14 protein-coding genes are annotated in these 22,484 nt (G+C 51.9%); all 14 read right to left on the bottom strand.

Annotated features, from left to right (window positions below):
• Window positions 1–36: 36 nt before the first annotated feature.
• The 14 genes from P0D43_RS05520 to P0D43_RS05455 all read right to left on the bottom strand — a co-directional run bounded on the left by P0D43_RS05520 (window position 37) and on the right by P0D43_RS05455 (window position 22,477).
• Window positions 37–834: a ParA family protein gene (locus P0D43_RS05520; RefSeq protein WP_341237207.1), complete on the bottom strand. Its 798-nt coding sequence runs from the start codon at window positions 832–834 to the stop codon at window positions 37–39.
• 12 nt (window positions 835–846) lie between these two features.
• A complete protein-coding gene (locus tag P0D43_RS05515) occupies window positions 847–2,283 on the bottom strand; it encodes a coniferyl aldehyde dehydrogenase (RefSeq protein ID WP_341237206.1) in 1,437 nt (478 codons plus the stop codon).
• A gap of 141 nt (window positions 2,284–2,424) precedes the next feature.
• Window positions 2,425–4,767 (bottom strand): RND family transporter, encoded by a 2,343-nt coding sequence (locus P0D43_RS05510; protein WP_394673470.1) that lies wholly within the window; start codon window positions 4,765–4,767, stop codon window positions 2,425–2,427.
• Between the two features lie 29 nt (window positions 4,768–4,796).
• A complete protein-coding gene (locus tag P0D43_RS05505) occupies window positions 4,797–5,969 on the bottom strand; it encodes a hypothetical protein (protein ID WP_341237204.1) in 1,173 nt (390 codons plus the stop codon).
• 71 nt (window positions 5,970–6,040) lie between these two features.
• Window positions 6,041–7,408: a DUF1329 domain-containing protein gene (locus P0D43_RS05500; RefSeq protein WP_394673469.1), complete on the bottom strand. Its 1,368-nt coding sequence runs from the start codon at window positions 7,406–7,408 to the stop codon at window positions 6,041–6,043.
• A 27-nt stretch (window positions 7,409–7,435) separates the two neighbouring features.
• Window positions 7,436–9,268 (bottom strand): DUF1302 domain-containing protein, encoded by a 1,833-nt coding sequence (locus P0D43_RS05495; protein WP_394673468.1) that lies wholly within the window; start codon window positions 9,266–9,268, stop codon window positions 7,436–7,438.
• A gap of 379 nt (window positions 9,269–9,647) precedes the next feature.
• On the bottom strand, window positions 9,648–10,328 hold the full coding sequence (locus P0D43_RS05490; RefSeq protein WP_341237202.1) for a TetR/AcrR family transcriptional regulator: 681 nt from the start codon (window positions 10,326–10,328) through the stop codon (window positions 9,648–9,650).
• Window positions 10,329–10,364: 36 nt separating this feature from the next.
• On the bottom strand, window positions 10,365–12,500 hold the full coding sequence (locus P0D43_RS05485) for a CocE/NonD family hydrolase (protein WP_394673467.1): 2,136 nt from the start codon (window positions 12,498–12,500) through the stop codon (window positions 10,365–10,367).
• Window positions 12,501–12,615: 115 nt separating this feature from the next.
• On the bottom strand, window positions 12,616–13,776 hold the full coding sequence (locus P0D43_RS05480; protein WP_394673466.1) for an NAD-dependent epimerase/dehydratase family protein: 1,161 nt from the start codon (window positions 13,774–13,776) through the stop codon (window positions 12,616–12,618).
• A gap of 54 nt (window positions 13,777–13,830) precedes the next feature.
• Window positions 13,831–14,412 (bottom strand): adenylyl-sulfate kinase, encoded by a 582-nt coding sequence (cysC, locus tag P0D43_RS05475; RefSeq protein WP_394673465.1) that lies wholly within the window; start codon window positions 14,410–14,412, stop codon window positions 13,831–13,833.
• The gene (locus P0D43_RS05470; RefSeq protein WP_394673464.1) at window positions 14,406–15,524 is read right to left on the bottom strand and encodes a TIGR03032 family protein; all 1,119 of its coding nucleotides are present in this window, start codon (window positions 15,522–15,524) and stop codon (window positions 14,406–14,408) included. The genes cysC and P0D43_RS05470 overlap by 7 nt, the downstream gene beginning before the upstream one ends.
• 79 nt (window positions 15,525–15,603) lie before the next feature.
• The gene (locus P0D43_RS05465) at window positions 15,604–21,099 is read right to left on the bottom strand and encodes a tail fiber domain-containing protein (protein ID WP_394673463.1); all 5,496 of its coding nucleotides are present in this window, start codon (window positions 21,097–21,099) and stop codon (window positions 15,604–15,606) included.
• Between the two features lie 8 nt (window positions 21,100–21,107).
• Window positions 21,108–21,644, bottom strand: a complete 537-nt coding sequence (locus P0D43_RS05460; protein WP_159568228.1) for a hypothetical protein — start codon at window positions 21,642–21,644, stop codon at window positions 21,108–21,110.
• 140 nt (window positions 21,645–21,784) lie between these two features.
• On the bottom strand, window positions 21,785–22,477 hold the full coding sequence (locus P0D43_RS05455; RefSeq protein ID WP_159568227.1) for a hypothetical protein: 693 nt from the start codon (window positions 22,475–22,477) through the stop codon (window positions 21,785–21,787).
• Window positions 22,478–22,484: the final 7 nt, after the last annotated feature.

Below are 22,484 nucleotides of genomic sequence, written 5' to 3'. Positions count from 1 at the left end.
TCAGGTTTCAAAGATATGACAAAGGCAGTTTAAAACCTAGGCGACCTTCTTCTTGCGCTTTGCAGCAGCCGCTTCAATTTCAGCGTGCATGGCCACAAATTCATGGCTCAGCTTGTGTGCCGGCATAAAGTGAATCATTGGCTTGGCCGCTTCGTGACTTTCACGAATTTTCACGGAAGAAGAAAGGCAAGTATTCAACACCGGATGGCCTTCTGCCAGCAACTCGGCGACGAGTTTTTGCGGCAGGCTTGCACGGGGTTGAAATTGATTGACCACAATACCTTCGACATCGAGTGCAGGATTGTGGTCTGCACGAATTTCATTGAGCGCGTCCATCAGGTTATACAATGCGCGGCGCGAGAATTCATCGCAATCAAAGGGAATCAACACCGAATCAGCAGCAATAAGTGCCGAGCGCGAAAAGAAATTCAACGCTGGGGGCGTATCGATGTAGACGCGATCGTATTGACCCTTTAACTCGTCGAGGGCTTCGCGCAGTTTGAAAATTTTGTAACGCGACTCAAGCTTGACTTGAAGCTCTTCGAGCGCGGGGTGACTACCTAGAAGATCGAGGTTTTCATAAGGGGTTTCAACCACAAATTCCGCACTTTTCTTGGGACGAATTTTGAAGTTCAAGGCCTGATCAAAGAAATCAGCCAGGGAATATTCTAGAGGGGCACTGCTGCGCCCCATAATGTACTGGGTGCTATTGCCTTGAGGATCAAGATCGATCAACAGGGTTTTCAAGCCGCTGTTGGCCGAAATGGCCGCCAGGTTGCTGGTGATGGTGGATTTGCCAACCCCACCTTTTTGGTTGAAGACCACCCGACGCATTTAAAACTCCCTTTAGACGATTTTTTTTAATACTTTAACAACTTTTTCGAACACTGTGCCATAGGGAGCGCGTAGCAGAGGTGCCGCATTGAACCTGGATTGCTCCAGGACTGGTTTAAGTTGGGACATTGCATTGAAACCCACCAAGCCGTGATACGCGCCCATGCCGCTGGAACCCACACCACCAAAAGGCATGTTGTCGTTCAGCACATGCCACATGGCATCGTTCACAGTAACACCACCCGACACTGTTTGGCTTAGCACCAGTTCTTTTTCAGCCTGCTTGCTGACAAACAGGTAAAGCGCAATTGCCCTTTCTTTCGATTGAACCTGGGCCACTGCCTCTTCCAGCGTGTTGTAAGAAAGAATTGGCAAAATAGAACCGAACACTTCCTCTTGCATGACCCGCATTTCGCGGCTTGGGTTGACCACCAGGGTCAGGGGAAATTTCTTGGCTGCGGGCTCGAACACTTCGTGCGCCGGATTGATTTCGATGATTTCCGCCCCTTTTTTCCGGGCATCTTCAACCAGATCGCCCAAACGTTCCATGTGCTTTGAGTTGATGACACAGGACACATCGGGGTTGTTGCGAACTGTGGGGTATTGCCTGTGGGAAGCACGTTTGACTTCAGAGATGAAACGCCTGAGCTGGCTTTCATGCACCATGGCGTAATCGGGTGCCACACAGATTTGCCCAGCATTGATCATTTTGCCATGAGCCGCACAAGCCGCTGCCTGCGCTACGTTGCCGCTGGGCGCAACAATCAGGGGCGACTTTCCACCCATTTCAAGCGTGACCGGGGTCAGGTTTTCAGCTGCGGCTTTGGCCACCATACGCCCTACCCTTTGAGAACCCGTGAACAACAGGTGATCAAAGGGCAAGCGGGAGAAAGCAGCCGCCACGGTTTCATCGCCTTCAATCACAGCAACGTGCTCTTCACCAAAATTGTTTTCGAGCAAACGGGCGATCAGAGCGGATGTGATCGGACTGTACTCACTGGGTTTAAGCATGCAGCAGTTGCCCGCAGCCAAAGCAGATGCCAGGCCTGCAAAACTGAGGTACACCGGAAAATTCCAGGGAGTAATAATGCCGATCACCCCCAGAGGTTGGGGTTTGATGTAAGACACAGACGGGCGCAGTTGCAAAGGTGTGGGCACTTTGCGCACCTTCATCCACAAGCCCACATGTTTGCGGCTGTGACGGACTGCGGCCAAGCTGCTGACAATGTCCAGCATGGTGGATTCATGGCGGGACCGATGACCAAAATCAGCCGACATGGCATCCAGTAACTCGCCTTCGTTGCGAAGAATGATCTCTTCGAGCAACTCAAGGTTACTAATGCGCTCTTGTTTGCTGGGATTGGGATTAAACCGATAGGTTCGCTGCTGGCAATCGAACACATCCTGTAATCGTCCACTGACCAGTTGTATGTTATCGACGCGGTCCAACAATCAAATCTCCGAGTAACTGAGACTCGATTGTGGGGGTGAGAACAGTTGTACACAACCCCCTCAAATGAACTGTATAGAAATGAAAAAACGGGCCGATAAAGCCCGTTTTTTCAATAACTTACAGCTTTCTTACTACAATTACACTTTTTCGCCCCGACGATCAAGGAAGTAGGCCAGCGCAGGCAGGAATACCACTGCACCCACCATGTTCCACAAGAACATGAAGGTTAACAGCAAGCCCATGTCAGCTTGAAACTTGATGGGTGAGAATGCCCAGGTTGCGACACCAATACCCAGCGTCAGGCCAGTAAACACAACTGCTTTACCCGTGGACTTCAGGGTTTCAAAGTAGGCGTCGGCAAACGGCATGCCCTGCTTCAGGTATTCCTCGAGCTTGCCATAGATATAAATGCCATAGTCCACACCAATACCCACACCCAGTGCGATTACCGGCAATGTCGCGACTTTCACGCCAATACCCAGTGCAACCATGAGCGCCGAACACAACAGCGAAGTAAGTGCCAAGGGAGCAATAATGCAAATGACGGTGCGCACCGAGCGGAAAGCCAGCCACACCAGAATGGCGACCACGCCGTACACCCAGATCAACATTTCGGTTTGAGCACGCTCAACCACTTCGTTGGTGGCCGCTTCAATACCGGCATTGCCGGCAGCCAGTTTGAATACGGCGTCGCCCGTGTCATTCTTGGCAATGAAGTCTTCAGCAGCAGCCACGACCCGCTTCAGGGTATCGGCTTTGTGATCTTCAAGGAACACAATAATGGGCATGAAGGAACAATCGGAACTGAACAAACCATCGGACAAGTTCATGCCGCTGATGGTACCGTTCAACACAAACTGGTTGCGGTTCAGTGCATTCCATTTAATGTCACCTTCGCTGTAAGCGCTGATAACAAACTTGGAACGATCAGCCAATGAAACGCTGCTTTGCACGCCAGGCACCTGTTCGATGGTCCATTGGAACAAATCAACTGCGGCCAACGTGTTGTACTTGATACACCCGTCCATTTTGGTTTCAACCATGACCACAAACACATCAGTGCTGGTGGAGTAGTTGTCGGTGACATAGGCGTTGTCCAGGTTGTAGCGGGAATCCGCACGCAGCTCAGGTGCGCCTTTGTCCAAATCACCAATTTGTACGTTGGAGTTTCCCCAAAGTCCCAATGCCAGCAGGGCCAAGCCCACTGCCAAAGCGCCTTTGGCCATTTTGGCCTGGGCAAAACCGGAAATGAAATGCCACAACTTGTTGCTGCCGGACTCAGCTTCCTGCAGCTTGGCAACCGCTTTGTTGTCTACTCCCGTGTAGCTCATGATGAGCGGCAACAAAACCAGGTTGGTGAGAATAATGACGGCAACACCCACAGACGCGGCAATGGCCAAATCACGAATGACTGGAATATCGATCACCATCAGGGTGGCAAAACCGAAACCATCGGACAACAAGGCGGTGAGGCCCGCGATGTACAAACCGCGGAATGCCAGACGCGCTGCATTGAGTTTGTTGTGGCCGTCACCTTGCTTGTGCGCAATTGCATTGACGATTTGCACGCCATGGCTCACGCCGATGGCAAACACCAGGAAAGGCACCAGCATGGAGTAAGGATCAAGCCCCATACCCAACGCATTGAGCAAACCCAACTGCCAAATCACTGCGGTGATTGAACAAGCCAGGGTGGCCAGGGTACTTTTCACACTGCGGGAATACAAGAACAGCATAACCAGAGTGATCAGCACCGCCACGCCGAAGAACATGACAACCTGAGTTGCACCCTCAATTAGATCACCCACAATTTTCGCAAAACCGGTCACCCGAATTTCAATTTTGTCGGAATTGAATTCGTCGCGCAGCTCTGTTTCAATGCGCTCTGAGAATTCTTTGTAATCAAGTCGGTTGCCGGTTTCCGGATTAATTTCCAACAGTGGCAAATACACAATAGTGCTTTTGAAATCGTTGCCCACCAATCGACCAATTTGACCGGAAAGCTCTACGTTCTGACGCACTTGCGCAATACTTTCAGCATCGCCGTTGTAGGTGGCAGGAATAACCTGACCACCTTCAAGACCTTCCTCGGTTACTGAGGTCCAGCGTGTGTTTGCGGTCCACAAAGACGCCATTTCAGGCCGGTTCACACCAGGAATATAAAAGGCTTTGTCGGTAACCTGCTTCAGGGTTTCCAGGTACTCAGGCGTGAATATATCGCCTTCCTTGGCTTGTACGGTCACGCGCACCACATTGCCAAGGCTGGTTAGATCGTCTCTGTTTTCAAGGAAATTGACCACATACTCGTGCTTGGTCGGAATCATTTTTTCGAAACTGGCGGCCACTTTCAGTTGCGTTGCCTGCCATGCCAATATAGCTGTAGCCAATACCATTAATAGAATGACGAGCACGCGATTGTTGAAAACCAGCCGCTCGGCTAACGGCGCATTCGCCTTAATGTCTTTATCTGGAGAAGTCATTTTTAATTGGATCCGTTTGAGGGGTCTGTTTACTTGAATTCAGACAGGGACAAGGTTTTAAAACCGCGCATACCCGCCAACAGAATTTCCTGGTCATTCAATTGCACAACACTGGCCGAAGGCAGTTTGTCGGAACGACGCGTGACTTGAATGGACCGGAAGTCATCGGTACTGCGCGCCAAAATGCCGCGCGAGCCGACCACCACAACGGAGCCATCGTTCAATACAGTTGCGCCGCTGAATGTTTCCCGCAAATTTGTGTTTACTGATTCCCACTGACTGCTGCCAAAAGGAAGTCGAAACGCGTTGCCTCTTAGGCCAACGGCGACCACAGTGCGCGTGTCGGGCGCTTCGACCAGGGCAAATACAGACCCGTCGTAATCAATTTTACGTGTTGCCCAGGTTTCACCTTCGTCAGCACTCACCAGCACGGTACCCTGCTCACCACCCACCCAGATTTCTCCGGTTTTACTCAACATCATGGTGTTGAAGTGGTAGTTGGTGGGGTTATTGGTGCGGTCACCCAGGTATTCCCAGGTGGCGCCCTGGTCGGTGCTTTTTAGCAACTGACCATATGCACCCGCTACAAATACATTGCCATTGCCATTCACGATCACATCCAGCAAAGGCTTGGATGGACCAACTTCGAAATCGCCTTGCGCAAGATCCAGAGAAAACATGGCTTCTTCTGCTGCAATCTCAAGCCTTTCACGCTCTTCAGGCGCAGCGTTCTCGGGCAGCTTATCCAGTTGTTCTTGCAAGCCATCTGCTTTTGCTTGAGCAATGTCCAGCACGAACTGGTTAATCGTTGCGCCGTCGATCAGCTTTGTCCAATTCACTCCGCCGTCTTCAGTTTTCAGAACCACGCCATCGTGCCCAACGGCATAGCCAAGAGCGTCGTTGTCAAAAGCAACCGATGTCAGCGTAATCGACACAGGCACCTTGCCTGCAATCCAGGTTTTTCCGTTGTCTTCGCTTTTCAATATTTGCCCAAACTCACCGGTTGCAAACAGCTTGTTGCCCACGCGTTCAACATCCAGCAGCAAAGATCGGGTTGCATTAACACTTGGAATTGCCGGTATTTGTAACAAATCGACCTTGGCCGAAGACAGGCCGCCATAACCAATCAGGCCAGCGCATACAACGCCGCCGAGCAGCAGGGTGGAAACTGCCCTGTTAGAAAAACGATTCCGGAGAAACATTGAAAATCCTTTGAAATTAAAAAAAGGCTACAAAGAGCGCATGCCCCCTGTAGCCTGAATTTACCTAGCGATTACTGTACGCCGAGTCGACGCAGGCCGGCTGGTGTGTAATTTGCGCGGTCTGGCGTGAAGTCGAACACGAATGGCTGTGCTGCCTCGTTGGTCAAACCAATGGTGAGGTAACGGCCTGACTGCAAGTCATACAGCGCCTCTGCGGTGTAGAAAGGCACGTCTTCGTTGTAGTACTGGATGTTGTGGGCTTCAGCAACGCGCCACAGTGCGCCCTTGCCATCGTAGTGATCGATAACAGAGGCCTGCCAGTTGTCTTCGTCCACGAAGAACACGCGCTTGGCGTAAATGTGACGTGCGCTATCCTTCAAGGTTGCTTCTACTTCCCACACACGGTGCAACTCATAGCGCAGGAACTCGGGGTTCATGTGCAGTGGCTGGTGAATTTCCTTGTAGGTCAGTTTGTTGTTGGCCAAACGATAGGAGTTGTAAGGGATAAACAATTCCTTCTTGCCCTTCAACTTCCACTCGTAACGGTCTGGTGCACCGTTGTACAAATCGTAGTTGTCGGTTGTACGCAGGCCATCAGCCGCTGTACCTGGTGAGTCGTAGGCCACCTGGGGTGCGCGACGTACACGACGCTGACCCGCATTGTAGGCCCAGGCACGACGTCCTTCCTTCACTTGGTCCAGTGTGTCGTGTACCAACAGCACGTTACCTGATACGGAAACAGGGCTCTTCAGGATTTGATAGAAGTAGAAGTTGATGTTGTCATCTTCACCAGCCTTGTAGAAATTGGGCAGGTTACGAGGGAACACCAGCGTGTCTTCAATCCGGTTAATAATGAAAGAGCCGTCGCGCTCAACGGGCACCTGCACGAAATCGCGCTTGGCCGCACCGCCACGATAACGAGTCAGGTGGTTCCAGATTATCTCAACACCATTTTGTGGAATCGGGAATGGAATGGCCTGCTCAAAACCAACGATGGAGTTACCGTCGTTTTCAGTTTTTGCGTTAGTGGCGTTCTTCTTGGCTGCGTCCAGAACTTTCTTGGGATACGCAGTAGAGCGATGGGATTTATACACATTCATTTTGAATGTGGGGTACTTTTTCAGCATTTCCAGCTGACCTGGTGACAGGTTGGCTTTGTATTGCTCAGCATTGGCACCAGTGATGGTGAACAATGGCTTTTCACTGGCGAACGGATCAACCAAGTGCTGGCCTGTTTTGTAGCCAGCAGGCGCCTTGGTCAAACCACCCGTGTAGGCTGGAATGGTGCCGGCGGCATTGCCCGCCTTTTCAGCACCAAATTCAGTCAGGGTTGTGCCCAGCTTTGCGGCTTCTTGCGCGCTGACAGCCGCTTGCGCGGTGCCAACAGCGAACAAGCCTGCCAGAGCCAGTGCTGTGATTTTTGTTTGAAACTTCAACATAAAAATTCCTCCAGTGTGTCTCTGTTCTTAGAATGAGTAAGATGCAGTCAATGAAACGAAGTCGCGATCACGCAGTACATCGAAATCAGCTGCATTGGTGAACGTGGTGTAGGTAATAGACGCTTTGGTATTCGCATCAAATTCAAAACCCAAACCCAAACCTACAGACTGACGACCTTCGTTGAATGCCTGACCAGGTTCTGGTGACCAACCATCCACGTCATGCGACCAGGCAATAGATGGAATCAGGTCGGTGCCCAAAAACACGTCGCGGTATGTTGCGGCCGCGCGCATGCGATAACCCCAAGCGAAATCAGTTACAAAGCCATTGATGCTGTTGCCGGCATCTGAACCGCCGCCGAATACGGCAGAACGTCCGTACCGAATTCCACTGCTTGAGCCGCCTACCCCAACATTTGTATTAATTGCAGGCAAGTCGTCAACAAATACTGCAGCTACCTCACCAACAAACACCACTTGGCTTGAACCCAAAGCACGGTCGAACGTTTTAATAAACGTGTTTTGAATCTGGGTTACGTCAAAGCGATCGAAGCCGTTCGCTATTTGGCCTCCTGATGTGGCTGCTACTCGCTGGTTTAATGCTGTAGGCACGGTGGCACCCGGACCTGCGCCAGTACCGCCTGTTAAGCCAGCACGCAATAAATCCGTCGCGTTGATCTGAATTGGCAGATCCTTAGTCATCGAAGCTTCACCTGACCAGGCCCAGCCACCCACGTTGGTCGCAAAACTTAGACCAAAGACCTGAAGATCTTCAGGATAATCAATCACGTATCTTCCATCAGATGTAGGCCCGGCGGCAGGAACCCCTGCGGAGTTCTTCAAAAGACTAACCAACGGCAGCCTACTGTGATACTGCATCGCGTAAGCGCCCAACTCGGCATCAAGTGAGTCAAAGTAGCTTCGTAATGCAAAACCGAATTGACCGCCATCGTCCGGCTGACGATCTACGCCCCGTGTAATGAATGTCGTACCAAACTGTGATCCGTCACCAGGCGAAGGGGCTGTCCCACCAAACACAAGACGATCACAACCATCCGAGGCAAAGTCAGAGGATGAAAAATAAGTACCACAGCCTTCTGGCACTGTTTTACGCCACTTCAGTTGAACGAAACCTTCCAAACTGGTGGTATCGGTCAAACCCAGGTTGGCATAAAGCATTTCAGAAGGAGTAAAGCCTTCTTTCAACTCCGCACCAGGTCTGCGGAAAGCAGACACGTCGATGGTATTTAAACCAGCAATCGGGCTAAGAATAAAGGTGCTTTCACCCCAGCTAATGACTTGTTTACCCAAACGGAGATCCAACGGCATACCGCCAACATTGGTGTTGATGTAACCAAACGCATCCAGCACATCGATGCCGTCGAAACGCGCATAGGGGTGAAAACCGCTGTCTTCAAGCCTGCGGTTCTGAACGTTACTGGTTGGCTCGTGACCATGGAACACATCTTCTTTGCTTAATGTCTGGTCGTAAAACCACTTTACGCGGCTGAAGAAGCCGTAATTGTCTTTCTTCAGTTCAAAATCGTGAACACCTTTAATGATGGTGGAAAACTGATCGCCTTTTTCAAAGTTCAGGTTGCCGTCATCGCCGGTGTTAGAAAAGCCCTGACCACGTGCTCCATCTGCGGATACATTGTTAGATCCGTACAAAGTACGATCCCGATTTTCAACCCGGAAACTGGTACCCGCGCTAACGGTTGAGTTCACGCTCAGGTCAAAATCGCCAACCTTGAATTGCGCCGCCTGCACGGGCATTACCGCCGCAGCAAACAACCCTGCTGCGATCATGTTGCGCACGGCAACGTGTGTTCTTGTTTTAGAAAAAGAATGTTTGTTCATGTAGCCCCCAAATATTTATCGAGTAGACAGGTGCAATACACCTGCGATTGCCGATTCACCCTCAAACCAAGGATGTCGGAAAATCAACTGAAAAATCGAATAGTTGTTCCGGCCTGCAAAAGGCGCGAACCAACATTTAGTTATGGGGAACTTCGAGAACCTTGAGAAAAGTAAGACATGTCACCTCCAGTAATGCACCTTGATTGATGCTTTTTGCTAATTTTTGCTTAGTGTAAAGCAGCTTTCGGAAAAATAAAACCGTAATTACAGTTTTAGTTATTTAGAGCGCCTTATCTAAAAATGTACCACTGGAGTAACATGAAATGTTGCGCGAATTGTCAATCATCGTAATTTAGTAGTAATTTCACTACAAGGCTTGTCAGGACTTGATTCCAAGGTAGCGACTTACCACATTCTGAATTCGCGTTTCAAATTCTTGAGTGCGGAACTTGATGGGGCCTGCGTCGCGCAAGCGGGCATTGTGAAGTGCGCCATAAACCACCTGAATGGCAAACGCCAAGGCCCGCAGGGGGTCTGGGTGAACGGTGCTATCGATATGTTGCAGAAGTGGTTTTGAAACCGTGGTGATAAAACCAAAACCGACATCTCGCATGGGTGTGGATTCAATAAACCCTTTGGATTCACGAATAAAAGCTTCCGTCAAAATTGAGCTGTATTCACCCTGAAAAATACTTACAAGAAAACTGACCACCTCATCGCAAATCAATTTACCTTCCACGCCAACCCAGTTCCGGTCGTCAAACTGGCTGGCTGCGCTCATGAGCAACTCCTGGCAACTTTCAGCGATCAATGCGTCGAAGTAACTTTCCTTGTCTTCAAAGCGACTGTAAAAAGAACCCACGGTGCACCCTGCTTCGGTGCAAATGTCTTTGATGGAAATTTCCTCGAGCACGCGGGTGTGCAACAGCTTTCTTCCGGCCTTGAGCAGGTCGTGTCGCTTTTGAAGACTGCGCGCTTGCATTGCTGGGCGCACACCCTGGGTATTTTCTATCGCTGCTGCTTTGGCTTGGTTTTTCACTGGAAATGAGCGCGCCCACATGGAGTGGGCGCTGCTAGTAATCGATTAACAGCCGGATTATGGCATTAAATTTTGCAATGTGGGCAAATTCAAAGTGCCACGTAGGGCCACCACGGGGGTAACCAGGTCTCGCGAGGCGGTTGCCAAATATTGCGGATGGTACCCATAAACCAGCAAGCCCAGTGTTTCGCCTTCGGCGAGGCGTTCGGCGACACCGGTCATTTCGACATGGCGTTTACCGAATCCGCGAATGGGTGTTATCTGATCATCGATCAAACGCCAAGCGCCATTTCTGTTGACACCAAGGCCAACAAACAGCATGGGATCGCAACCAGGTTCCAAGCCGGCCAACCCAAGGGGCAGCATGGCTGTAGCGGCGTAAATTTCATTGCACACGGGGTTCATGAGCATGTCCACCGGCGGGGCAATTTCAAAGGTGGCGGTTGGAATACCTGCCACGGTGTTCACTCCGGCAGGCAATTCAATCGGCAAAACAGCGGGTGCAAACGGATAGCGCAGAATTCCAGTGGCAGCACTGGTCAGCACGGTCAGCGGATCGGCACCAGGCGTGAAATCAACTGTGATGGGTTGCAAGTTGGCTTTCGTAGCCTGCCCTTTGGCCGCAGGTCCCAATTTGGAAAACAGTGTGTTTTCGTTCACCCAGACAGCAGCGTTCTCTGATGCCTTGCCTTGTCCAATATCGTCGTTCAAGCTCAGGCACACTTTGCCCTTGTTGGCCGCCAAGGTGGTGAATGCATTGGAATCGCTGGCGTTTTTAATGGCTGCAACTTCCTGAGGTGTAAATAATTTTTCAATCAGAAACGCAAACTGGGCTTCAGAAATGGAAAGGTCACCGCACGCAAAAGGGCCACCCGGTTTCTGGAATTCAATTTCATTCAGGCCGTTTTGCGCACCTTGCTCAGTCAAGTCAGCAAGGCCAGGAACAGTAGAAGGCGACAGGGGCAAAATATGGCCACTTTGGTGGGTCAGGAAACGTACATCGGCTTTCTTGCCTTTGTCGTCTTCCAGTGCGCGATAACAGGCAAAGTTGTGAAAACCATCGTTAAAGTTGAACAAGGTGTCGCGGAAACCTTGAGTAAACAGAATATCCACAGGGTCTGGTGTTTTCTGGGCAAGACCGGGTGTTACTTCGCTTTGCAGGAAGGTTTGCGCACCTGCGGCCTCGGCATCACACCAATAGCTGGGGCTGTGATAACGGAAAAACTCCAGCGCACCTTCAGGGAAACGATTGGCGGTGGCACCGCGCAACAAAGTTTCTCGAATCAGGTTGTCCTGACCGCTGGTTTGCAGGGCCATGGGGTCGCCTCCCTGTAGCTTGGGACTCAAGGAACCGGATTCACCACCCGCAACCAGCAACAAGGCCCAGCCTGATTTCACGGTGCCTGTGGGTTTGATACTCCCTTCTGTGGGTGCGGAATTCTCAATGCCGTATGTGCCACCTGGGTTCAGGCTATAGCGCAGGTCGTTCCAGGTAATGTCGGGGGTCAGCGCATCAAGCCGCTTCAAGGGATCCACATTGTGAATTAGCAATTGATAACCACCACCGTAGCTGCCGCCCGTTGCGCCAGCCACCATATTGAATTCGCGATCGCCAGCGGACTTGTTGTTGCTGTAGCGCAGCCAATCCAGATTGTCTTCAGCCCAGTCCAGAATTTGCAGCAGATCTTGACCCTCGAAGTCAGGGTCCATCACGCGCACGGAGCCGCCACTTTCACCAAATCCACGCTGATCAATACTGATGACACCCGCGCCCGCTTCGATCAGCTTGCCCATAATGCCGCGAGGACTTGTGGCGCGTGAGCCGCCGTACCCGTGCCCTTCAAGCACCACTGGGTTACCTAATGCACAATTGAACTCTGCGGGCTCAAACACAGTGAAGGCGATATTGTGACCGCTGGCCGATTGCAGGTTCACGCTGTAACTGTTGCCGCCAGCCCGGGGTTGGGTAGCATTGTCAGTACACGCCGTGGAGGTGAACTGACGTTGCACCGCATCGGGATTCTTGAAGTTGGCCACGACCGCGATGGCGGGCTCTACCTGTTCATTTGGGCTGGTCGGATTGTTGGGGGCTGCCGCTGTCAGGGCGGAATCGTCACTTCCACAGGCGGCCAGGCCCACGGAGGCACCCACCAAGGCGAACATCCAAAGTTTGCGAAAAGGTACTGCTGTCATGGTTTGTCTCCTGCCACGGTATCGGTGTGTTATCCCTTTATTACCGGGGTGTGACAGGAAATGGATGCGATTGAAGTGTCGGATTACCGACACTACGCCGACAAGGTCAGAAAATTCAAACCTGATGGTACATGCGATACCAAGCCGCAAATTGAGCGATTCCCTGCGCCAAGGGTGTAGACGGCCTGAATTGGGTGGCCAATTCCAGAGCGCTTACATCGGCGCAACTTTGGCTTTTTTCCAGAATAGGCCCTGTGATGTACTCCTTGATTGCGGTTTTCTCCAAAGCACGCTCAAGCGCTGCAATTAATTCCTCAATGGACACGGGCAAGCTGTTGCCTACGTTCAAAATACGCCAAGGTGCATTGCTGCTGGCCTGGTCGGGCGCTTCAACCAGCCAGGCCGGATTCGGCTCAGCAGGTGTGTCGCTTGCCCGCAACATGGCTTCAACCAAATCGGCAATGTAGGTGTAGTCGCGGGTATTTCGCCCATCGTTGTAAATTTGAATGGGCTTGCCCTCGAGAATGCGTTTTGTAAATGCAAACAACACAGAGTCGGGCCGACCCCAAGGGCCATACACCGAGAAAAAGCGCAAACCGGTTGTGGGCAGATTAAACAGGTGGCTGTACGAATGCGCCATTAACTCGCAGGCTCGTTGTGTTGCGGCATCAAGACGCTGCGGGTGATTGGCGCTGTCGCGCTCGCTCATGGGTTTTTGAAAACCTGCACCATACACGGCGTGGCTGCTGGCGTAGGTTAAATGATGAATTTTGAAGTGACGACAGGCCTCCAGAAGCGACACAAAACTGTTGATGTTGTTTTGCACGCATTCGGCGGGGTTGTCGTGTGACAAAAATTTATCCGTTTGACCGGCCAGATGAATGACCCGCTGCACCTTGTAGGTCTCAAGACATTCGTGCAGTTCTGTGCCGTTGCACAAGTCGGCGCGCACGGTGTGGTATTTGCTGCCAGTGACCTTGGCGATTTCCTCAAGCATGGTGAGGCGCTCGCGCTTAAGCCGGGTGTCGTAGTGGCTGTTCAGGGAATCAAAACCGATGACTTTGTCGCCACGTTCAAGCAACGCTTTTGCAGTATGAAAGCCAATGAAACCTGCGTGCCCGGTGACCAAAACCGTTTGCTTTTGATCGGCCTGTTTGATTAGACCCGGGTCAACTGCTTCCAATTCTGCCAACTCTTTGGTTTGCAGCTTTTCAGTTTCGGATGCTGCATTTTTCAGCTTGTCCGGGGCCGGGAAGGCCTCCATTTTTATAGCCATAGTGCGCACATGCCATGAGACAGTCTGCAAGACTCCCTTGAAACCGTGAAAAAGTCAATCCGGTGGCAGTAGTCGGTGGCTTTTGAGCAAAGAGACAAGTTGATCAACGCACTGATCAGGCGACATGGCGTCGGTGTGCAACTCCAGGTGCGGTGACAGCGGTGGTTCGTACGGCGAATCGACACCGGTGAAGTGGTCTATTTCGCCACGCCGCACCCGTTTGTATAAACCTTTTGGATCACGCAGTTCACAAACAGCAAGCGGCGCATTGATGTACACCTCCAGGAACGCAGTGTGCCTCAATTGTGCCCGGGCCAATTCGCGCGCCTGTGCAAGCGGAGAAATCATGGCGACAATAACCAGCAAACCTGCATCGACCATCAAATTACAGACTTGTGCTGCACGCAAAACATTTTGCGCGCGATCATGGGTAGAAAAGCCAAGGTCAGAGTTTAAGCCTCTACGCAGGCTGTCGCCATCCAGCAGCATGGTGTGCGCCCCCCGGCGAATCAGGTTTGTCTCCAACGCGGTAGCCAGTGTGGACTTGCCTGCGCCGCTTAACCCTGTCAGCCAAACCACGCCTGGCGAGTGTCCTTTGATTGCCTGCCGTTGCGCAGCCGGTACACCGGTTAACACACACTCACCTCGCCACGCGCCACTTCAGCAGCAGGGGCTGAAATTAATTGATCAATCACCCGCAGACCTGGATGCTGGGCTTCATCCAGCGACAGGACTGCCGCTTGTCGACAATCGGGAATGACCACGGTATCAAAGAGCTCCCGGGCTTCACCTTCAAAAGTAATTGCCTGCATGACATCGCCTGTTTTAAGGTTGACCGCAACCAGTTGACAACGGTCCGCCAGCCCAAGCGACTTGAGTCTTTCGTGAAGCGGGAAATTGGGAATATAGCCATCGTGCCGGGGCTTGCTGATGCCAAATACGGCGTAATCACCCACAAAACTCAAGCCTCTGCCATAGCCCCCCACAAAAGCAATGCAGTCGTATTGACCAGTGCGTTGATCGATGCGACCGAATTCGCCAGCACCGCTGTTCAGCACATACAAGTCACCGTTGTGAATTCGTGGGCTGTGTGGCTGAACCAGACCCGTGCACACTGCCTCCTGAGTTTGCGCACACCACACAACCCCGCTGTTGAAGGGCTGCCCCCGCCAACCAGCTGTTTCGTTTGTAACCGCAAAACAGGTCACGTATTTCAGTTCGCCACCTTCCATACACAAGCCATTTAAATGGCAGCGGTCTTCGGGCAACAAGGCTGAAATAAACCGGGGGCGCCACACTTCGCGCACGCTATGGGACGCACTGGGGGCAACAATACAGCTGTATTTCGCCGCAACAAACTGCACTTCTCCATCGGCGGTGAAAGCCAGTTCATGCGCATCGAGATCGCCTGTAAACAGCAAACTGCGCGGACTATAACAACGCTGATACACCGAGCTCTCGATACCAGGCAAGGACAATATATTGTGATAAACGCGCACATCAGTTTGGCAAGCAACTGCGAGCTGTTCCCCGTGCAAGGCCATGCCCATACACAAAGGGAAATTTGCCACCTGAAAATGCAGGGCATTGCCCTGCGGTGGAAAACCAATCACGTGCAGATCACCCATGCTCCGAGTACCGAGCAACAAACTGAAACCCAGCTCTTTTTGCAGCTGCACCCACTCGGGGTTGCAATGTACTTCTGTGTGTGACTGCTGTGTCTGCAATGTACTTTGTGCGTGGATCATGCCCACTCCCTGCCCTGGTTTCAAGATCATTCCAAAGCAGCATATTCCAATCTGCAAAGCTCGCATTCACCCAGGGCGGTTAACCCATTTTGATCCAACTCGCTTTGATCGATTTGCCTGCGGCAATCACCTTGACCTGATTGCCTTCTGCATACAATTCAATGCCCTCGCTGGCCACCGAGATCACTTTGGCTTGTCCCGCATTCACAATCACAGTAGCCGTGGCATAGCTACCATCGAGTGCACTGGTACTCACGGTGTAATGACCGTCTGATTTGGCAGCAAACAGCACGGCAGGCAAACCCACTCCGGCATAAACCTGAACAGATCCAGTATTTAATTGCTCAGCCTGTACGGTGTTGGCAACTGCTGAGTTGGCTCGAAGATTGTTGACCTCCAGGTCGGTGATTCGCGCCATTTCCGCTTCAAGCCGCTGAGAATAAACTGAGTTCGAACGCACCTGCTGCGCCGTGAAGTTGCTCACTTTCAGTTCCACTGCATTGATCGTGAGCAAAGAACCGTCAGTCGATTCGCTAAAGTTTTTTACCCAGCGTGAATTGATGTGGTTGATTGAATCTGAATTGTTTTTCACTTGCCCATCGAGGGTAAATAAAGCATCGTCCAAACGCTCGATCGCAATTGAATTGGTTTGAATGGCCACGGCGTTTTCGGCAATTTTCTGGATATTCAAATCGATCGCGTTTTGCATGCCATCCATGCGTTTCACTGCCTCGGTTTTCCATCCTTCCAGGGAAGTAATGCGCATGTCATGTTGATTCACTCGATCATCGAGCACATCGATCCGCTGCCCTTGTTCCAATACCGTTTTATCAAGCACTTTGACTTGTTTACTCAACTGACCAACACCCATGGCTGCCATGGCACCCAATGCGCTGTAATCCACGGACATCATGCCGTCGGCCCGGGTTGCCACAGCCTCGGGGAACAGGTTTTGGATTTCTTGCGCAATTACACCAATGCGTCGCCCCAGATTGGGTTTGGCCAGGTACTCGTAGCTGTAGGTTTGTAGTTGCTCAAGCCTGCTTAATACCGAATCGGAATTTTGTGCCTGAATATTGGTTTTCAAACGCCGATCTGAACTGACATTGAATGCGGTGGCTTGAACATAGCCGTTGGCAATCACATCGCCACTGCCTGCAATTCTGAACACGGGCGTGTAGCTTACCAAGTCGAGCCCCAACAAGCCCACCTGCAGTTCATCGGCGTTGACCCCGCCAAATGTACTTGCGTTGTCACCAATACCTATCCTCAACCTGCTTTGATCGGCTGCAGCATTGGTTCTATATATGGCCATTGGATCAGAGGTTTCTGTCGGCTCACCAAAACGCAAGTACTGGTTACTCGACACCAGCGCACCGCCAGTTGCTGCGATTTGCCCGCTGAAGCTGGCGGCACCATTGACATGCAACTTGGTGTTCACATAGGTGTCGCTGCGCGATGTGGCGCCAATAACGACCTGATCGTCCGTTGAAGATACGACACCGTCTTTGGCAACACCCAAAGCACCCAGCACGAGAGTATTCGATGTGGTGACACGCGCAAAGGCACCGACCGCAGATGCGTAGTTCACACTGTTTACCAATACATCGGAAGAAGTGCCGACACCCATGTTGTAGCTGCCGGTTGTATTGCCTAGCAAAGCGTTTTTACCCAAGGAAACGTTGGCATTACCAGCGGTATTGGAGTACAGGGAGTTCAAGCCCACTGCAGTGTTGTCCAGGCCAGTGGTACTGCCAAACATGGAAAACGTGCCAATCGCTGTGTTATTAAACCCCGTGGTGTTGTTTTGTAATGCGTTGCGACCCAATGCTGCGTTGTTGTAACCCGTGGTGTTAAAAATAAGGCTGTTGTAACCCAAAGCACTGTTGTTGTAGCCGGTGGTGTTGGTGAGCAGGGCGTTTCGACCCATGGCAATGTTGTAATAACCAGTGGTATTGTTATTCATGGCGCCACGACCGACAGCAGCATTCGAATGCCCTGTGGTGTTCTCGAACAGGGCATTGTCGCCCACAGCCGTATTTTCATTGCCCGTGGTATTTTTCAACAACGCATTGACTCCCACCGCCACGTTGTTCGCGCCCGTGGTGTTACTTAACAAGGTGTTGAATCCCACACCCACATTTCGTTCACCTGTGGTGTTGGTTAACAAACTGTTTACACCAAAGGCGCTGTTGTAGTCGCCGCTGGTGTTGGCCAACAAGGCGTTCACGCCAAATGCGCTATTCTCGAAACCATCGGTGTTGTTCAGTAGCGAATTAATACCCACCGCGGTATTTCGATAGCCCGAGGTAGTGCTGCGTTGGGAATTAAAACCGATCGCAACGTTTTGATAGCCGGTGGTGTTGTTGTACAGGGCGTCTTGACCAATGGCCACAATTTGATACCCCACACTATTGGTGTACAAGGCATTGTCACCCAAGGCCACGTTTTGATAACCCGTGGTATTCGAGAACATCGCGTTGGTACCGATTGCATTGTTTTGCACACCTGTGGTGTTGCTGTGAAGCGCATTCACACCCACGGCATTGTTGCGGCTACCGCTTGTATTCAGGTTCAATGCATTTCGGCCCACACCGGTATTGTCGAAACCCGTGGTGGTATTCACCATGGCATACACACCCACAGCGGTGTTGTTGTAGCCGCTTGTGTTGGCATTCAGTGTGTACGTGCCTATCGCTGTATTGTACGAACCTGTGCTGTTCACGGTGAGCGCATTAAAGCCCACACCTGTGTTAAAAATTCCCTCGGTAGAAACAGCGCTGGGTGACAGGCTTGTAAGTACGCCCTCGCCAATTGCAATATTGCCTGCGCGTGGATCAGCACCCAGTGCATTAATGCCCAGGGCCAAACTGCTTTGTGGAAATGCTGCGCCTACAGTACTTGCGAAGGTAAGTGCTGCATCAATGTTTGCCTTGTTCACGGGTGCCACCTGCTCACCATTGACGTACAAACTTTGAACATCAACACGGCCTGCGAATACAGCTGACTGATCCGGTTTCAGGGTGAGCACTGTGTTGTAGGTTTGGTCGCCTACCCCGCCGGATCCACCTTGACCCACACGGAAAATAAGCCCATCTTCGGCTCCACCAACATCTATGGTGGTTGAACGGGCACCGGAATAAATCCGCAGATGATCCCAGCCAGCATCGTTGTTTGAAGACATCACCCGCAAGTCCCTTAACTGCGTGTAGTTGGCGGCACTGCCTGTATTCAGAAACACATTGCCAGAGGCCCGCAAACCACCGGTAATTTGAAGTTTGTTACCACTGCCATCGTCGGCGGTTGCGCCAATTACAGTGTTATCCGTGGTGCGCCCAAGCACCACTGTGTTGGATGTGGTGACCGACGAATCATTGCCAATGGTGACTGCATAAGACAGTGCATCGCCAATTGTTGCGCTGTTACCCAACGCAATGTTGCTGTTGCTGGTCAAAGTGCCATTGCCCGCGTGGTCGCCAATCAAGATGTTGCGGCTGCCTGTTGTGATGGTGTTACCAGAACGATGACCGATAGCAATGTTCGTATCGCCTGTGGTTAACGCAGGCATAGCGTAGTGACCCAGTGCTGTGTTGGAGCCCCCTGTGCGTAATTCGCCGAAGGTGTTGTTGCCCACAGCCGTGTTGTATTGGCCCTCCGAGTAATACAAGGTATTGGTGCCGACAGCGACACTCTCGGTGGCGGTTGCCCTGTACATTGAAAATGCGCCAATCGAAGTGACATAAGCACTGGTGCTGATATTGTCAGCCGCATACGCACCAATCGCTGTGTTGTAAAAACCAGTGGTATTGCCATGCAGGGCGGCATCCCCCACAGCCGTGTTGTAGTACCCCGTTGTGTTGCGGCCCAACCCAAACTCCCCCACTGCCACGTTGCTGCTGCCCGAGGTATTTGTCATGAGTGCATAGGCGCCCACCGCCACATTGTCAAAGCCTGTGGTGTTGGCCTGCAAACTGTAGTAGCCGCTGGCCGTATTGAAACTGCCCGTCGTATTCGCATACATCGACCAGGCACCCGATGCCGTGTTGTAGTAGCCCGTGGTGTTACTGAACATGCTCTTGTAACCCAACGCCGTATTTTCATCTCCGTAATCGTTGGTGTACAAGGCTTGATAACCCACGCCCGTGTTCCAGGTACCCGACTCCTCGCCATAGCCGAGCGTAGTCATTTGTCCGAGTACGCCGTTGCCCACCGCCACATTGCCCGCATTCTTGCGACCAGCCAATGCACCAGTTCCCAACCCCAGATTGGGTTCGGCATAAAAAGTTGAACCTGTATCGCTGGCGTATTGAAAAGCCAATGTGGCGGGTACGCCGGCCTGGCTGATCGAGGCGACATCGACATTGCCGTTGAAGAATGCGCCCGCAAAAGTGGGCGTACTGGTCATGGCTATGTCTTGTGGCAAACTCAGCACCACATCGCCATTCATGGCGCTTGCGATTACCTGGTTGTTTGTGCCGGCAATGCTAATCACACCTGTGTTTGAAATGGTGATACTGCCAGCACCGTTCAATACGCCAATTCCGTCACCAGCACTGATAGCACCCAACGCGAAACCTGCGCCTGTACCAATCAGCAAACTACCCTGCGCGGCCGCACTTGAATCAACGCCTGTGCCACCAAATGCAGCACCCAAAACCCCACTGCTGACATTGCTTGCATTCAGGTCAGTCAAAGCGGCACCGTTTCCGATAAAACCAGAGGCAGTTACACTGCTTGAAAATGTGGCCGTACTTCCGGCCAGAGCGCCTGTGATAGTTGCACTGGCTGCCTGAAAATCAGCCACTGTGACTTTGCCAGTGGTGTAGGCAATGGCGCCTGCCCCGTTACTGGCCGAATCATCATTAAACTTGCTGGCATCCACCGGCTGCCAAGCACCGCCTACATAGCTGTAAAGTTTGTTGGTATCCAGCACCAATCGAACGTCGCCTTCCTCACCAGGCATGGCGGTTAAGTCTGCATAAGTGCCGACGGCACTTCTGAAGTGTCTCGAAGATGTTTGCGATGGCGCGGTGACCTGCACGTAATCGTCGCCCAGACCACCAAGATTGGCCAGAACATACGTGCAACTGGTTTCCATGCTGCCATTCAAACCTGGAGACACCACGGCGTACACGAGTGGGTTGGGTACGCCCTGCCCGGCCAGAAAACTGCTGTTGGATGTTGATGAATTGTTGTCCCAAGCGCAGTATCCAAGAGGGCGACCTGCACCGTCGCGTTGTGGCAAATTGGCCGAGGATGGCACAGACCCCATGTCGGCAGGATACCCGGTAGGTCTGGCACCCATTTCCTTGGCGCGCAGCACGCCGTTGACCTCTTCGACATGTCCTTGCATGCCTTGACTGACCTGCGCCACTGTGTTTTTCAGTGTGAATTGACGTATTAGCTGGGTCGCGGTGAAGGCAGCAGCGGAATCGCCCGAGCGGCCCACCGCGGGAGACACAGCAGCTGCGCTCAAACTGAAGGCCACCAAATACGGCAGGGCCTTTTGAACAGCCAGCACAATGGGTTTCGGTTGAAAACTGGCGGTGTTGATTCCGGAATTATTTTTCTTCATGTGAACTCCTAGTTCAATACCGCAAATACAAGTTCATCGCCCGAGGCGATGACTGACCCCTCGTACTGACGCAACAGGCGCTCTCGGGTTGCTGCTGCACCACCGCTTACACGGGGTATTAATCGCAGCCGTATTCCCCCGGTTTCCGTGTGCTCGTACACCCACTCGTCGAAATCAGGAGGACTGACCGGCAAGGGAATTCCGTCGGGCATCAGGGCAAGCGACAAATCGCCATTGGGTGCAGGACAAACAACAGATGAAATGACTGCAGCGTTGCCCGTGGTGGCTGGTGCCGGGTAGGCATGCCGTGTGTCGAACTGTTCATGGTCGCCATCGGGATAAACCGCCGCACAAAGCATGATTTTTCCCTTAATGACTTCGAGTTGTACGGCAACCTCGCTGACGGTGTCTTGAACAGACTGACCCTGCTGTGCGCTGGTATTCAAGCGCGCATAGGCCGCGCCCACAATGGCCAGCAAACCAATGCCGTACAAAATGTAGGAAGCGATGAATCCGCTTTGCTGTTGAATGGCTTTCCAATTCACTTTTTTCACCTCGGTTCTTGGCACGGAATTCGGTGCATACCGGGTTAACGGGTGAATTCAAGCAAGCCCACATCCCTTGCTTTGGTGAAATACAACGTAAAAAAAGCCCGCAATTGCGGGCTTGGTGATGTCTTGGTGGCTTAGTTTTCTTGAACAACCTTGAAATACACAAACTTATTGTCGCTGGTTTCGATACAGCCTTCTGGCCATCCCGATACATCCGCCGGAGCAGCAGTCGAGATTGCTGAAATTCCGCCGTCAGTGCCAGCGAGCCAGTCCGACAAAGCGTTGCTTGCTGAAGGAACGATGTTACTGCCGTACAAGAGCGTGTTGACTCGGCCACACACATCCTCACGCAGGTCAGGCAAAATCACCATGGGGTCTTCTTCAGTTGTCGCCAACAATTTACCCGCGGTTGCCTTGTTGATGTACCAGTGCCCAGCCGATGGCGCTGAAGGCGGCTTGATGCTGGTGTCTGCACCCGCTGCAAATGCAGAGGTCGGCATAATTTGTGGCGATGCGTACCGGGCCGCAGGATCAAACAAACCTTGCCCTGATGAATTCGAAAAATCCATGGTCAACACTGCAGATGAACCAAAATCGCTTGAGTACCTGGCCACCCCATCGCGCAAATCACTGGCCTGTTTCAAAATAACCGAGGCATTGACTTTTGCTTGCTCCACATCGGTTTGTGAGGTTGGGCTTCGATTGGCCAATGCAAAGCCACCCAGCACGGCTGTCATCAAGGCAATGCCGAAGAGCAAGGCCGCTTGAATGAAACCCGATTGCTTTTGCTTTCGCAATCCGGCGACGGGATTAAAAATACCTTTCATGATGTTC

Source organism: Limnobacter sp., from assembly GCF_043511195.1.
GTDB lineage: Bacteria > Pseudomonadota > Gammaproteobacteria > Burkholderiales > Burkholderiaceae_B > Limnobacter.
This window is presented reverse-complemented; position numbering and strand designations above follow the sequence as displayed.

What these genes read in the sequence shown, in the direction of transcription:
- P0D43_RS05520 (WP_341237207.1), bottom strand. Translation starts at nt 834, where the DNA reads ATGCGTCGGGTGGTCTTCAACCAAAAAGGTGGGGTTGGCAAATCCACC.
- P0D43_RS05510 (WP_394673470.1), bottom strand. Translation starts at nt 4,767, where the DNA reads ATGACTTCTCCAGATAAAGACATTAAGGCGAATGCGCCGTTAGCCGAG.
- P0D43_RS05505 (WP_341237204.1), bottom strand. Translation starts at nt 5,969, where the DNA reads ATGTTTCTCCGGAATCGTTTTTCTAACAGGGCAGTTTCCACCCTGCTG.
- P0D43_RS05500 (WP_394673469.1), bottom strand. Translation starts at nt 7,408, where the DNA reads ATGTTGAAGTTTCAAACAAAAATCACAGCACTGGCTCTGGCAGGCTTG.
- P0D43_RS05495 (WP_394673468.1), bottom strand. Translation starts at nt 9,268, where the DNA reads ATGAACAAACATTCTTTTTCTAAAACAAGAACACACGTTGCCGTGCGC.
- P0D43_RS05490 (WP_341237202.1), bottom strand. Translation starts at nt 10,328, where the DNA reads ATGTGGGCGCGCTCATTTCCAGTGAAAAACCAAGCCAAAGCAGCAGCG.
- P0D43_RS05485 (WP_394673467.1), bottom strand. Translation starts at nt 12,500, where the DNA reads ATGACAGCAGTACCTTTTCGCAAACTTTGGATGTTCGCCTTGGTGGGT.
- P0D43_RS05480 (WP_394673466.1), bottom strand. Translation starts at nt 13,776, where the DNA reads ATGGCTATAAAAATGGAGGCCTTCCCGGCCCCGGACAAGCTGAAAAAT.
- P0D43_RS05470 (WP_394673464.1), bottom strand. Translation starts at nt 15,524, where the DNA reads ATGATCCACGCACAAAGTACATTGCAGACACAGCAGTCACACACAGAA.
- P0D43_RS05465 (WP_394673463.1), bottom strand. Translation starts at nt 21,099, where the DNA reads ATGAAGAAAAATAATTCCGGAATCAACACCGCCAGTTTTCAACCGAAA.
- P0D43_RS05455 (WP_159568227.1), bottom strand. Translation starts at nt 22,477, where the DNA reads ATGAAAGGTATTTTTAATCCCGTCGCCGGATTGCGAAAGCAAAAGCAA.